This window comes from Aeromonas sp. RU39B (genome assembly GCF_900156095.1).
Classification (GTDB): Bacteria; Pseudomonadota; Gammaproteobacteria; order Enterobacterales; family Aeromonadaceae; genus Aeromonas.
The window spans coordinates 329,804-342,880 of sequence record NZ_FTMJ01000001.1; the positions used below are offsets into that span (position 1 = coordinate 329,804).

At 59.4% G+C, this 13,077-nt stretch carries 11 protein-coding genes; 6 read left to right on the forward strand and 5 right to left on the reverse strand.

The window, feature by feature from the left end; genetic code table 11:
* Positions 1–9: 9 nt before the first annotated feature.
* The gene (gene melB / locus BW958_RS01445; protein ID WP_218641723.1) at positions 10–1,356 is read left to right on the forward strand and encodes a melibiose:sodium transporter MelB; all 1,347 of its coding nucleotides are present in this window, start codon (positions 10–12) and stop codon (positions 1,354–1,356) included.
* Between the two features lie 95 nt (positions 1,357–1,451).
* On the opposite strand, the gene BW958_RS01450 is transcribed toward melB, so the two are convergent.
* Together BW958_RS01450 and BW958_RS01455 are read right to left on the reverse strand one after the other, a co-directional pair.
* On the reverse strand, positions 1,452–1,877 hold the full coding sequence (locus tag BW958_RS01450) for an organic hydroperoxide resistance protein (RefSeq protein ID WP_076573609.1): 426 nt from the start codon (positions 1,875–1,877) through the stop codon (positions 1,452–1,454).
* A 189-nt stretch (positions 1,878–2,066) separates the two neighbouring features.
* On the reverse strand, positions 2,067–2,513 hold the full coding sequence (locus BW958_RS01455; protein ID WP_076573611.1) for a methyltransferase family protein: 447 nt from the start codon (positions 2,511–2,513) through the stop codon (positions 2,067–2,069).
* A 215-nt stretch (positions 2,514–2,728) separates the two neighbouring features.
* Between BW958_RS01455 and ugpB the strand changes: the two genes are divergently transcribed.
* The 5 genes from ugpB to ugpQ all read left to right on the forward strand — a co-directional run bounded on the left by ugpB (position 2,729) and on the right by ugpQ (position 7,659).
* On the forward strand, positions 2,729–4,042 hold the full coding sequence (gene ugpB / locus BW958_RS01460) for a sn-glycerol-3-phosphate ABC transporter substrate-binding protein UgpB (RefSeq protein WP_076573612.1): 1,314 nt from the start codon (positions 2,729–2,731) through the stop codon (positions 4,040–4,042).
* A gap of 82 nt (positions 4,043–4,124) precedes the next feature.
* Positions 4,125–5,012, forward strand: a complete 888-nt coding sequence (gene ugpA, locus BW958_RS01465; protein WP_076573614.1) for a sn-glycerol-3-phosphate ABC transporter permease UgpA — start codon at positions 4,125–4,127, stop codon at positions 5,010–5,012.
* A complete protein-coding gene (gene ugpE, locus BW958_RS01470; protein ID WP_076573616.1) occupies positions 5,009–5,854 on the forward strand; it encodes a sn-glycerol-3-phosphate ABC transporter permease UgpE in 846 nt (281 codons plus the stop codon). Before ugpA ends, ugpE begins: the two co-directional genes overlap by 4 nt.
* A 3-nt stretch (positions 5,855–5,857) precedes the next feature.
* Positions 5,858–6,925 carry a sn-glycerol-3-phosphate import ATP-binding protein UgpC gene (locus BW958_RS01475; RefSeq protein ID WP_076573618.1) on the forward strand — a complete coding sequence of 356 codons (1,068 nt, stop codon included), beginning with the start codon at positions 5,858–5,860 and terminating at the stop codon, positions 6,923–6,925.
* A complete protein-coding gene (ugpQ, locus tag BW958_RS01480; protein WP_076573620.1) occupies positions 6,922–7,659 on the forward strand; it encodes a glycerophosphodiester phosphodiesterase in 738 nt (245 codons plus the stop codon). The genes BW958_RS01475 and ugpQ overlap by 4 nt, the downstream gene beginning before the upstream one ends.
* Positions 7,660–7,724: 65 nt before the next feature.
* On the opposite strand, the gene BW958_RS01485 is transcribed toward ugpQ, so the two are convergent.
* From BW958_RS01485 to selA, 3 genes are all read right to left on the reverse strand, one after another.
* On the reverse strand, positions 7,725–9,332 hold the full coding sequence (locus BW958_RS01485; protein ID WP_076573621.1) for a methyl-accepting chemotaxis protein: 1,608 nt from the start codon (positions 9,330–9,332) through the stop codon (positions 7,725–7,727).
* Positions 9,333–9,813: 481 nt separating this feature from the next.
* A complete protein-coding gene (selB, locus tag BW958_RS01490) occupies positions 9,814–11,634 on the reverse strand; it encodes a selenocysteine-specific translation elongation factor (RefSeq protein ID WP_076573623.1) in 1,821 nt (606 codons plus the stop codon).
* Positions 11,631–13,007 carry an L-seryl-tRNA(Sec) selenium transferase gene (gene selA, locus BW958_RS01495; protein WP_256701759.1) on the reverse strand — a complete coding sequence of 459 codons (1,377 nt, stop codon included), beginning with the start codon at positions 13,005–13,007 and terminating at the stop codon, positions 11,631–11,633. The genes selB and selA overlap by 4 nt, the downstream gene beginning before the upstream one ends.
* Between the last annotated feature and the right edge of the window lie 70 nt (positions 13,008–13,077).

Consider the following 13,077-nt stretch of genomic DNA (forward strand, 5'->3'; position numbering starts at 1 on the left):
GACATGGTCATGAGCCTCTCCAATACAAGTAAGCTCTCTTACGGCATAGGCGCACTGGGCAAGGATCTCGCCTGCTCGGTGGTGTATATCTACCTGATGTTCTACTACACCGACGTGGTGGGACTGTCGGCCGCCTTTGTCGGCTCTCTGTTTCTGGTGGCCCGGATCTGGGATGCCATCAATGACCCCATGATGGGGATGATCGTCGATAACACCCGTTCGCGCTGGGGCAAGTTCCGCCCCTGGATCCTGATCGGCACCGTGATTAACTCGGTGGTGATGGTGTCGCTGTTCATGACCCATGCCTTCGAAGGCACTTGGCTCTATGTCTACGCAGCGGTCTCCTACATTCTGTGGGGCATGACTTACACCATCATGGACATTCCTTATTGGTCGATGATCCCGTCGCTCTCCAGTGACAAGAATGAGCGCGAGAGCATCGTGGTGATCCCGCGTCTGTTCGCCAGTCTGGCCTGGTTCCTGATGGGCTCGTTTGGTCTCAAGGCGATTGAATGGTTGGGCAACGGCGACAACGCGCTGGGCTTTCAGCGTGTGTCGATGGTGATTGCCGTCTTCTTTATCGTGAGCGCCATCGTGACCGTGCTTAACGTGCGTGACACCGTGAAGGTGGAAAAGCAGGCCGAGAAGATCAAGCCACGGGACGTGATGGGCATCATCTTCAAAAACGATCAGCTGGTGGCCCTGATTGGTATCGTGCTGGCGTTTAACATGGCGATGCAGCTGGCCGGCGGGTTTGCCATCTATTACTTCACCTACGCGGTGGGTAACAAGGATCTCTTCCCGGTCTTTATGATGCTCTCGGGCGCCGCCGAAATCGCCGGTCTGGTGCTGTTTCCCAAGGTAGTGCAAACCTTCTCGCGCCCGACGGTGTGGAAGATGGCGTGCGCCTTCCCGGTATTGAGCTGCGCCTTGCTGCTCTTCTCAGGTCTGGTGATGCCGGAAAACCATATTCTGGTGGGGGCATCGGGTGCGGCGCTGAAACTGGGTTCAGGTTTTGCGCTGGCACTCTCTACTGTGATGCTGGCTGACGTGGTCGATTACGGTGAGTATAAAAACGGGGTGCGTACCGAGAGCGTTATCTTCTCGGTGCAGACCATGCTGGTGAAAGGCGCCTCTGCCATCGCCGGTTTCCTGATTGGTATTGGCTTGACGATTGCCGGTTATGTGCCCAATGCCGTGCAAAGCGAATCCACCATCTTTGCCATGCGCATGCTGATGATCGGCATTCCGCTGGTGCTGGTGTGCCTGAGCTTTCTTATCTATCGCCGCTACTACAAGCTCAACGGCGAGTTTCACAAGCAGGTGATGGATGGGCTGAGTAAAGAGGCCGCCTAACGCGCTCTCACCCGGAAAAACATTCAGGAGGCCTTGGCCTCCTGAACTGTTTCTACTGGACTGACAGCAAACTGTCAGGGGTGTCAGCTTAGTGCTTACAGCACGGTCAGCGTGACATCGATATTGCCACGGGTGGCGTTGGAGTAGGGGCAGACTTCGTGCGCCTTGGCGACCAGCGCCTCGGCCACCGAGCGCTCCATCCCCGGCAGGGAGACACGCAGCTCAACTTCGATACCGAAGGCTTGACCTACCGGGCCGATGCCAACCAGCCCTTCAATCACGGTCGCGGCCGGCACGGCAATCTTTTCACGGGAAGCAACCAGCTTGAGGGCACCTGTAAAGCAGGCGGCGTAACCAGCGGCAAACAGCTGCTCGGGGTTGCTGCCTTCACCGCCGGCGCCGCCCAGCTCACGCGGGGTGCTCAATGTCAGATCCAGCTTCTTGTCATCGGAAGTGGCATGACCTTCACGGCCGCCAGTGACGCTTGCTTGTGCACGATAGAGAACTTTGTCGATAGACATGATATTTGCTCCTGATGGGGATGGGTCTTGATGTTTGTTGTTTGCAATTAAATTGCATGCAATGTTTTATGTCAAGCAATCTGCAGTCACTATCTGGTCACTTTTGTGGTGTATTCACTTATCTATATGAAATGTAAGCATATTTAAATTGATTCCCCGCATGGTGCTGTGCCAGCTCCGGCAGGCCATCTACAGCCAGCGGCGCGTCGTGTGGCAATAGGCCTGATAATCACGGCCAAAACGGGCGGCCAGTGCGGCCTCTTCACGGCGGATTTGCAGTCGCTCGACCAGATACATAAACCCGAAGGCTGGCAGCAGCCCGGGCAGGCTGACACGCCAGGCGCACAGTGCCAGCAAGGCGAGCAGCAGCGACAGGTACATGGGATTGCGGCTGATGCGATAAATGCCGCTCTGCACCAATACCCGGGCCTGCTCGGGATGGTGCGGCGTAATCGTGGTGCGAGCGCGGCGCAGTGCCACTACCGGGAGCAGGGCAAACAGAGCCGCGCCAAACGCCAACCCTGTGGCTAACCATCCCCAACCATCGTCATAGAGCGACAGAGCCGCTCGCCCCGGTAACAACCATACCAGGCTAGCCGCACAGAAAAACAGCAGGGGAGGGAGGGGCAGGGGCATGTTGGCTCCAGATATCACGGTGTTTGGGTGATGGAAAGCGGCGTGAGCCTGTCACCTATTCTGCGCCTCATCAGAGACATAGCGTAAGCGCTGCCAATAAAAGTTCAACTTCCTGAAACATCTCGGTCATACAGGCTGACGATAGTGGTTTGCGAAGATAACAGTGCGCGTTCGCGCATTTTTATGGACGAACCACACCCATTGGGACAGGAATTATGACTTTTATGCTTCGTAGCTCGGTACTGTGTGTGACTTTGGGGCTGGCCGGTCAGGCAATGGCTGCCACCCAGATCCCTTTCTGGCACTCCATGGACGGGGAGCTGGGTAAAGAGGTTGATTCGCTGGCGCAGCGCTTCAACCAGAGCCATCCGCAATACCAGATCGTGCCGGTCTACAAGGGCAAGTACGACGAGAGCATGGCTGCGGGCATTGCGGCGTTTCGCTCTGGCAAGGCGCCGGCTATTTTGCAGGTGTATGAAGTCGGCACCGCGACCATGATGGCCTCCAAGGCGATCAAGCCGGTCTATCAGGTGTTCTCCGAAGCCGGTATCCCGTTTGACGAAAGTCAGTTTGTGCCGACCGTGGCCGGTTATTACACCGACGCCAAGAGTGGCCACCTGCTGTCCCAGCCGTTTAACAGCTCCACGCCGGTGCTCTATTACAACAAGAGCGCCTTCAAAAAGGCCGGTCTCGATCCGGAGCAGCCGCCCAAGACTTGGCAGCAGATGGCGCAGTACACCGCCAAGCTGCGCGCCTCTGGCATGAAGTGTGGTTATGCCAGCGGCTGGCAGGGCTGGATCCAGCTGGAAAACTTCAGCGCCTGGCACGCCAAGCCGTTTGCTACCGAGAACAACGGCTTTGATGGCGCCGATGCCAAGCTCACTTTCAATGGCCCGGAGCAGGTAAAGCATATCGAGCTGCTCGAAGCCATGAACAAGAAGGGCGATTTCAGTTACTTCGGGCGTAAAGACGAGTCGACCGAGAAGTTCTATAACGGCGATTGCGCCATGACCACCGCATCGAGCGGCTCGCTGGCCAACATTCGCCGCTATGCCAAGTTCGATTACGGCGTGGCCATGATGCCTTACGACAGCAGCGCGGTGCAGGCACCGCAAAACGCCATCATCGGTGGCGCCAGTTTGTGGGTGTTGCAGGGTAAGGATAGTGAGACCTATCGCGGCGTTGCCCAGTTCCTCGATTTTCTCGCCAAGCCGGAGCAGGCCGCCGAGTGGCACCAAAAGACCGGCTACCTGCCGATCACCAAGGCCGCTTACGAGCTGACCCGCAGCGAAGGGTTCTACGAGAAGAATCCGGGCTCTGACATCGCCACCCGCCAGATGCTTAACAAGCCGCCGCTTAGCTTCACCAAGGGTTTGCGCCTTGGCAACATGCCGCAAATCCGCACCATAGTGGATGAAGAGCTCGAAGCGGTCTGGACTGGTAAGAAGACCCCGCAAGAGGCTCTCGATTCGGCAGTGCGCCGTGGTGATGAACAACTGCGCCGCTTCGAGCAGTCGGTTCGCTCATAACCTCTGTTTTATCTTTGGTTTATCCGGCCCCGCTTGCGGGGCCGGTCGCTCCTTTAATTAGGGGCATGTCACGAGAGATCCCATGTCCAGTTCCCGCCCGGTGTTTCGCGCGCGTCTGCTGCCTTATCTGTTGCTGCTGCCGCAACTGGCGATCACCATCGTCTTTTTTCTCTGGCCTGCCGGTCAGGCGCTCTGGTATTCGCTTTTGCATATCGACCCGTTTGGGTTATCGAGCGAGTTTGTCGGTCTGGCCAATTTTCGCGATTTGCTGCGCGATGAGTCCTATCTCGCCACCTTTGGCGTTACCTTGCAATTTAGTGGCATGGTGGCCGGCAGTGGTCTGCTGATATCCCTGTTGCTGGCAGCACTGGTGGACCATGTGCTGCGCGCTCGCCGCATCTATCAAACCTTGCTGCTGTTGCCCTATGCGGTCGCGCCGGCCGTGGCGGCGGTGCTCTGGATGTTCTTGTTTAGTCCGGGGCGAGGCTTGCTCACGCACGCGCTTGATCTGATGGGTTATGAGTGGAATCACGCCCAGCACAGTGGCCAGGCCATGCTGTTGGTAGTGGTCGCCTCGGTATGGAAGCAGCTTAGTTACAACTTCCTGTTTTTCTTCGCCGCACTGCAGTCCATTCCATGCTCGCTGGTTGAGGCCGCCGCCATCGAAGGGGCCGGGCCGATACGCCGCTTTGTGGCCATCTCGTTACCGCTGATCGCGCCGGTGAGCTTTTTCTTGCTGGTGGTCAACGTGGTGTATGCCTTCTTTGACACCTTCCCGGTGATCGATGCCGCTACTGCCGGTGGGCCAGTGCAGGCCACCACCACGCTGATTTACAAGATCTACCGCGAAGGGTTTGCCGGGCTGGATCTGGCGGCTTCCGCCGCACAGTCGGTGGTGCTGATGGTGCTGGTGGTGGGGTTGACCATCGTTCAGTTCCGCTACGTTGAACGCAAGGTAAGTTATCAATGATTGAACATCACCCCTGGCTTGATCGCACCTGTCATCTACTGATCTGGCTGGCGATCGCCGTTATTTTGTTTCCGCTGTATGTGGCGTTTGTGGCCGCCACACTGGATGAAAAAGCGGTCTTTGAAATTCCCATGACCCTGATCCCGGGCTCGCACCTGTGGGAGAACATCACCACCTTGTGGCGCCAGGGAGTGGGCCCAAGCCAAACCCCGTTTGGTTTGCTGCTCGGCAACAGTCTGCTGATGGCGCTCACCATCACGGTGGGCAAGATCTCGGTGTCGATTCTGTCGGCGTTTGCCATCGTCTGGTTTCGCTTTCCGCTGCGTAATCTCTGCTTCTGGCTCATCTTCATCACCCTGATGCTGCCGGTGGAGGTGCGGATTTTCCCTACCGTGGAGGTGATTGCCACGCTCGACATGATGGACAGCTACACCGGTTTGACCCTGCCACTGATGGCCTCGGCCACGGCGACTTTCCTGTTTCGGCAGTTTTTTATGACGCTGCCCGATGAGCTGATGGAGGCGGCGCGCATTGATGGTGCCTCACCCATGCGCTTTTTTTGCGACATCGTGTTGCCTCTGTCGCGAACCAATCTGGCGGCCCTGTTTGTCATCACCTTTATCTATGCCTGGAACCAATATCTGTGGCCGTTGCTGATCGTCTCCGAGCCACATCTTGGCACGGCGGTGGCGGCCATTCGCAGCATGATTACCAGTGGTGATGGCACCACCGAATGGCATTTGGTGATGACCGCCATGCTGCTAACCCTGCTGCCACCGGTAGCGATTGTTCTGATGTTGCAACGCGCGTTTGTGCGTGGCCTTGTTGATAGCGAGAAGTAACCGATGGCTGGTTTGAAACTGGAAGCAGTGACCAAGAGCTGGGATAGCAAAACCCAGGTGATCCGCCCGCTCACCCTGGATGTGGCTGATGGCGAATTTATCGTGATGGTGGGGCCCTCGGGCTGTGGCAAGTCCACCTTGCTGCGGATGGTGGCAGGGCTTGAGCGCGTCAGCGGCGGCCTTATCCACATCGACGGGCGCAATGTCACCGAGCTGGAGCCCAAAGAGCGCGGTATCGCCATGGTGTTTCAGAACTACGCCCTCTATCCGCACATGACGGTGGCGCAAAACATGGCGTGGGGGCTGAAAATTCGTGGCATGGAGAAAAGCGAGGTGCAGAACCGGGTGCAAGAGGCTGCAAGAATTCTTGAACTCGACGCGCTGCTTGAGCGCCGTCCACGCGAGCTGTCGGGCGGGCAGCGCCAGCGGGTGGCGATGGGGCGTGCCATCGTGCGTGACCCGGCGGTATTTCTGTTTGATGAGCCACTTTCTAACCTCGATGCCAAGCTCAGGGTGCAGATGCGCCTTGAACTTAAACAACTGCACAAGCGCCTTGGCACCACCAGCCTTTACGTCACTCACGATCAGGTCGAAGCCATGACGTTGGCGCAGCGGGTGATGGTGATGAACAAGGGCGTGGCCGAGCAAATTGGCACGCCGGTCGAGGTGTACGAAAAGCCAGCCAGCCGCTTTGTTGCCAGCTTTATCGGCTCTCCAGCCATGAATCTGCTCGATGGCATCGTGAGTCAGGATGGCCGCCAGTTTGAGCTGCAAGGGGGGATGAGCCTGCCCATCGGTGATGCCGGCAACGGTTTGGCTGGTAGTGCCATGACTCTCGGTATTCGCCCCGAGCATCTGCTGAGCGTTCCCGCCGGGCAAGGGGTGCCGCTGATGGTCGATACCCTAGAGCTGCTCGGTGCCGATAACCTGGCGCATGGCCGCTGGGGCGCGCAAAACCTGGTGGTGCGTTTGCCGCACCATGATCGTCCGGCGCCCGGCACAACCTTGTGGTTGGGCTGGACGAGTGAGCATCTGCACCGGTTTGATGGAGCAAGCGGGAGAAGGCTATGAGTCATTGGCACTATCCGGCCATGGTGGCGCACCGTGGCGGTGGCTATCTGGCGCCGGAAAATACACTGGCAGCCATCAAGGTCGGCGCAGCGCAGGGCTATCGCATGTTCGAGTGCGACGCCAAGCTCTCGGCCGACGGCGAAATCTTTTTACTGCATGACGATACGCTGGAGCGAACCAGCGATGGGTGGGGTATGGCAGGCGAGCAGTCCTGGTCTGCCCTGGCGCTGCTTGATGCCGGCCGCTGGTTCTCGGCTGATTTTGCCGGCGAGCCGTTGCCGCGGCTGCGTGATGTGGCGGCGCTTTGCCGCGAGCTCAATTTGCAGATCAACATCGAGATCAAACCCACGCCCGGCTGCGAGCTTGAGACTGGCGCCGCCGTGGCGCGTGCCGCACTGCGATGGTGGGAAGGGATGGACACTCCGCTGCTCTCCTCATTCTCGGTTGAGGCGCTGGAGGCGGCGCGTGACGTGGCCCCGGATCTGCCGCGCGGTTTGCTGCTGCATGCGTGGCGTGATGATGCGCTGATGCTGGCAAGAGATCTGGGTTGCCGCGCCTTGCATCTTAATCACGAACTGCTCGATCAGGCCCGCACCGAGAGTATCCGAGGTGCTGGACTCTGCCTGCTGGTTTACACGGTCAATCAGCCGGAGCGGGCGCGTCAGTTGCTTGGTTGGGGGGTAAACAGCATCTGTAGCGACGCCATCGATCTGATGGGGCCGGATTTTCGTTAGTGCTGCGTGATGAGCTAAAAGTAAGACCCCGCCGGTTGGCGGGGTCTTACTTTATCCGGGGAGGCTTAGAGCTTGAAGAAGCGCACGCTCTGGTTCAGATCGACCGCCAATTGCGCCAGCGTATCGACGTTGACCTTGACCTCTTCCACCGTGCTGGCCGTGTCACGAATAGCAGCAGCGATGGTTTCAAAGTTCTCGGCCACGTTCTCGGTCGCCTGATTTTGCTCACGGGCAGCGTGGGAGACTTCGCGGATCATCTCGAGTGCCTCGCTCGCACCTTGGTTGAGCTGCGCAATCGAGCTCGCCGCTTGCTCGGAATATTCCACGCTGCTCTCGACCATCGGCAGTACGTCGTTCATCACCTTGACCACGGCCCCCGTTTCGTTTTGCACCGCGTCAATCATGGTGGTGATCTCGGCAGTCGCCTTGGCCGTGCGTGAGGCCAGCGTGCGCACCTCATCCGCCACCACAGCAAAGCCGCGGCCTTGCTCACCCGCGCGGGCGGCTTCAATGGCGGCGTTCAGTGCCAGCAGGTTGGTCTGCTCGGCGATGGCGCGAATCACATCGACAATATTGCCGATCTGCACCGAGTTCTTTTGTAGCTCGAGGATGGCATCGGTCGAGCGGCTGACCTGGGTCGAGACATCGGTAATACGCTGTGATGCCTGGCTGACCAGCGCGGCACCGCTGACGGCCAGATCCTTGGCTTGCGCGGCGTTATCTTCGGTGCTGCGAGCACTGTGGGAGATATTGGCGATACAGGTCGAGAGCTCTTGAATGGCTGCCGCCGACGAGGTGGTGGCCACCGATGAGTGCTGCGAGGCGTTGTTGATATGGCTCATCTGGGCATTGAGATTGTGCGAGGCCTGGGTCAGACGACCGGCGCTTTGCTGGATCTCCTCGATCATGGTGCGCAGAGCACCCTGCATGCGGAAAATCGAGCCAAGCAGACTGTCAGGCGGGATCTTGCCCTGTGGCCTGACGCTCAGCACGCCACTGGCAATCTCTTGGGAGACGCGCGCTGCATATTCAGGCTCGCCGCCGAGCTTGTGATAGATGCTGCGAGCCAGCATCACGGCCGAACCCGCCACAATCAGCAGGGTCAGCACGCTCACCGCAATCACCTTGGTGGCAAAGCTCCAGAAGGCAGACTCCACATCATCGATATAGACGCCATAGCCAAACAGCCAGTTCCAGCCCGGCAGCTTGGTCAGTCCGTTGATTTTGGGGACATCCACTGTGCCGCCCGGGCGTTTGGATAGTTGTTCGATAAAGGCGTATTTGTCCGTGCGCACCAGCGCCTGGAAGGCATCCCAGTTGGAGGTGCCATCCGGACGGCGCCCTTCATCTTTCTTGCCGATGTCGTTGGCACGCACGTGCACCAGCAACACACCCTGATCGTCACGCACCCACAGGTAGTTGTCGCCACCGCGGAAGCGGGAGAGTGCCTCGATGGCGCGCGCCTTGGCCTCTTCATGGGTCAGCTTGCCCTGTTGCTCCATCTCGACAAACGGGGCGGCGCTTTGCACCGCCAGTGACAGCACATGCTGCAACTCGTGTTTGCGGTTCTCGACCATGGTGGCGTGCAGGGTAGTGAGGGCATAAGTACTGAGCAGTACCAGCCCCAGGATGGCTATCGAAACAATAATGGCCAGTTGCCGGGACAATTTCATAGTGGTGGACCTTCCGTGTGCAGCAAGCAGAGTGTCGTCATCAGCCCGATAAGGGATTGTGCGACGCAATCGTAGTCATAGTTGTTCAAGCAATATAGTTGAACCCAAGCGACATTTCCTGACCAAAACTGAGAGCTGCATCAGCAAAATGAAATCAAGTTTTAAGCATTTACCTATTTACGCATCACTGATATATCACTTTAATAACAACAAGATGATTAATTGATCTTGATGAATATTTGTGGTGAGGCAAACATTATCTAACGAGTCCAGAAGTAATAAATACGAGGTAAGTGACAGATATTGAAGGTGGATGGATATTGTTGTCTGAATCAACAGGTAATGCGGCCGAAATTAATCCGGTTAATACAGGTGTGGATATCAACGCGCAATGTTGTGGGCCTGACCATCCGGTAATTCGGCCCGACATTTAGCGGCGCTCGCCGGCCGATAAGATCCGTCCGGCGAGCAGGCTGCGGGATCAGGCGGGGAGTTTGAGCACGATGCGGTCGTTGTCCTGGCGGCGTACCCAGCCGTCCATCTCCATGCGCAGGCAAAAGGGGATGGCGTATTTGCGCGACAAGCCGGCCTGGTCTTTAACGTGGGCCATGTTGATCAGCGCGCCGACCTGCTGATCGGCGAGAACGGCGCACACCATCTCGCGATAGAGTCCGGCATCAAGGTAGATGCCGCCCTCGAGCAGCACCACGTACTTGAGACGGGCGAGGTTACGCAGCTGCTTTTGCCGCTCGGGCAAGGACAATCCCATCTGCTCGCCGGCATCTTCACTGACTCCGCCGGGACCGGTTTTGCCCGGCTCATAACCCGCTTTATTCTGACTGCGAACCAGTGCCAATACCGCTTGGGCAGGGGCGGGCAGATCGTCTTCCGACTCTCCGTCGCCAAGCTGCCACTTCTCATAGTTAAGGCGGATTTTCTGCGCCTCTTTGAGCCCCTTGAGCAGCACGCCCATCACATCGCTCTCTACGTGCAGCCGCCAGGAGAGCTCACGTTGACTGAACGCACTGCCGGGCTCGGCCAGCAGGGTCAAGACCGCTTGCTGCTGATGAGCCAGCCAGTCGGGCTCAATCAACCAACGGCCGCCTTGCACCATGCCAACCGGGATGGCAGGTAGCGCGCTGCTTTCCACATAACCTTGCAGGGCGAGTTGCAAGCGCGCCGGATGGCAGCCGCTGAGATCGGCGGGCAAGGAGGAGAGCAGGCTATAGAGGGCGCGGCGTTGGTGAGTGGGCACTTCGCCGCTCCAGGCAACGCGCCCGGCGTGCAGCAACTCGCTGCTGCCGTGGCGGATGATGGCCAGCGGCTGGGCAAAAAAGCACGGCAGGGGGCGCTCTGGTAACAAGCGGGCCAAGCCTGGCGCAGCCAGCGGCACCAGGGTGGCGCGGCCCTGCCAGGTGCCTACGGCCACTTCAACCTGCTGCTGGCGCGTTGGCGACGGACCCTCAAGGCGCACCACCAGCTGGCTGGCAGCCAGGCAGTGCGCCTCATCACTGGCCAGACAGTCACCGCGCGATACCTCCTGATGGGGCACCTTTTTTAATCCCACCGCCACCCGTGAGGAGGCACTCACTTCGTCGTGTGGCTGGTGATAGGCCTGCAGCGAGCGGATCTGTACGCTGCGCCCGGAGGGGTAGAGGGTCAGCTTGTCACCCACTCGCAGGGTGCCACCGCGCAGTGTGCCGGTCACCACGGTGCCGGTGCCGTGGGCACTGAACACCCGGTCGATGTAGAGTCGTGCGCCTTGCTCTTGATCTGCCGCTTGCTTGGGCAGGCTGGTGAGCAGCAACTCACGCAGGGCATCGATATTCAGCCCGGTCAGTGCGCTTACGCTCACCACCTCGGGCAGCAGACCGACCAGTTCAAACACCTGCTCCTGGATCTGCTCTTCACGTTTTTTGAGCTCATCGGCGCAGACCAGATCGCACTTGTTGATGGCGACCACCAGCCGCTCGATGCCCATGGCGCGGATCACCTGCAGGTGATCGCGGGTCATCGGCATCCAGCCCTCGTCGGCCGCCACCACCAGCAGCACCAGATCCAGACTCCACATGCCGGCGACCATGTTGCGGATATAGCGCTCATGGCCCGGTACGTCGATCACCCCGACCGGATTGCCCGCCGCGTCGGCGAAGTGGGCAAAACCGAGATCCTGGGTCATGCCGATAGCCTGCTCGTGGGCCCGAGCCGTGGTGATACCGGTCAGCGCCTTGATAAGCGTGGTTTTGCCGTGGTCAACGTGGCCGGCGACACCAATCACACCGCGATAGTGCTGCGCACTCATGGTTGCACCTCGGCCGTGGTGCCGGCCAGCAGGCGGGTGAGCTGGCTGGTGAGCAGCGGCAGATCACCCGGCAGCAAGGTGGCCATATTGAGCAGCACCGACTGCTGGCGCACGGTGGCAATCACCGGCACCGGCAGGGCGCGCAGGGCATCGTGCAGTTGCTGCGCCGGGCGCGGGTCAATGATTTCAAGAGCCAGCGCCGGATAGAACTGATCAGGCAGGGTGCCACCACCGACCACCAGCTGGGCCGGAACCTGGCGCAGTCGTCCCGGCAGGGCGCGCAGCAGGGCGCTGGCGTGCTCTTGCATCGCTTCGGCGTTGCAGACAGTGCGCTGGGCAATCCCTTCACCGCGTGGGTCGCGGTTAAGTTTGTGGATCAGCATCCGCTCAAGCAGGGAGTAGACGATGCGGCTGGGGCGAAACGCCCGCATCATGGGGTGTTTTTCCAGACGGGCAATCAGATCGGCGCGCCCACTCACCATGCCAGCCTGTGGGCCGCCCAGCAGCTTGTCACCGGAGTAGCAGACCAGATGAGCCCCCGCCTTGAGGTAGTGGCGCACCGATGGCTCTTCGTCGGTGAAGGTCTCGGTGGTGAGTCCCGAGCCCTGATCCACCGCCAGCAGCACATGGGGTGGCAGGGCGCGGGCCAGTTCGTGAATATCCGGCGATTCGGTAAAGCCGCGAATGGCGAAGTTGGAGCGGTGCACCATCAAGACCAGCGCGGTCTGCTCGGTGATGGCGTTGAGGTAGTCCTCGGCGGTGGTGATGTTGGTGGTGCCCACCTCCACCAGCTTGGCGCCAGAGAGCGCCAGAATATCGGGAATGCGAAAGCCGCCGCCAATCTGGATCTGCTCGCCGCGCGAGACGATCACCTCGCGCCCGGCCGCCAGAGTTTGCAGCATCAGCAGCACGGCGGCAGCATTGTTGTTGACCACCAGCGACTCTTCGGCGCCGGTCAGGCAGCCGAGCAGGCGGGCAATTAACCCCTTGCGCTCACCGCGTTTGCCCTGGTTCAAACTCAGCTCCAGATTGTTGTAGCTGGTGTTGAGCTCGCGCACCTCGTCCCACAGGGCCGGATGCAGCGGCGAGCGACCAAGGTTGGTGTGGATCACGGTGCCGGTGGCGTTGATAACGCGGGTCTGCCGCTGGCGCAGGTGGTGCTGGCAGCGGGCGCTCAAGCGCTCATCAAGGGGGATGGCCGCCACGCCGAGCTCGCGAAATGCCGGCAACTGGCGAATTGCCGCCAGCTCTTCACGCACCAGCTCGGTGACCAGTGGCCGGCTCAAGGCCGCGATAAAGGGTTGTAGAAACTCCCGCTGCAGCAGTTGCTCAACCTGGGGAAGCTGGTAATCAATTCGAGTGGGTTCTGACATCGCCATATTCACGTCGCCAAACACAGTGATGGAATATTGAAAGGCACATGGCCTGACAATAGAAACGGGG

Coding starts and splice junctions, on each gene's coding strand:
- melB (WP_218641723.1), top strand. CDS start 10: ATGAGCCTCTCCAATACAAGTAAGCTCTCTTACGGCATAGGCGCACTG.
- BW958_RS01450 (WP_076573609.1), bottom strand. CDS start 1,877: ATGTCTATCGACAAAGTTCTCTATCGTGCACAAGCAAGCGTCACTGGC.
- BW958_RS01455 (WP_076573611.1), bottom strand. CDS start 2,513: ATGCCCCTGCCCCTCCCTCCCCTGCTGTTTTTCTGTGCGGCTAGCCTG.
- ugpB (WP_076573612.1), top strand. CDS start 2,729: ATGACTTTTATGCTTCGTAGCTCGGTACTGTGTGTGACTTTGGGGCTG.
- ugpA (WP_076573614.1), top strand. CDS start 4,125: ATGTCCAGTTCCCGCCCGGTGTTTCGCGCGCGTCTGCTGCCTTATCTG.
- ugpE (WP_076573616.1), top strand. CDS start 5,009: ATGATTGAACATCACCCCTGGCTTGATCGCACCTGTCATCTACTGATC.
- BW958_RS01475 (WP_076573618.1), top strand. CDS start 5,858: ATGGCTGGTTTGAAACTGGAAGCAGTGACCAAGAGCTGGGATAGCAAA.
- ugpQ (WP_076573620.1), top strand. CDS start 6,922: ATGAGTCATTGGCACTATCCGGCCATGGTGGCGCACCGTGGCGGTGGC.
- BW958_RS01485 (WP_076573621.1), bottom strand. CDS start 9,332: ATGAAATTGTCCCGGCAACTGGCCATTATTGTTTCGATAGCCATCCTG.
- selB (WP_076573623.1), bottom strand. CDS start 11,634: ATGAGTGCGCAGCACTATCGCGGTGTGATTGGTGTCGCCGGCCACGTT.
- selA (WP_256701759.1), bottom strand. CDS start 13,007: ATGTCAGAACCCACTCGAATTGATTACCAGCTTCCCCAGGTTGAGCAA.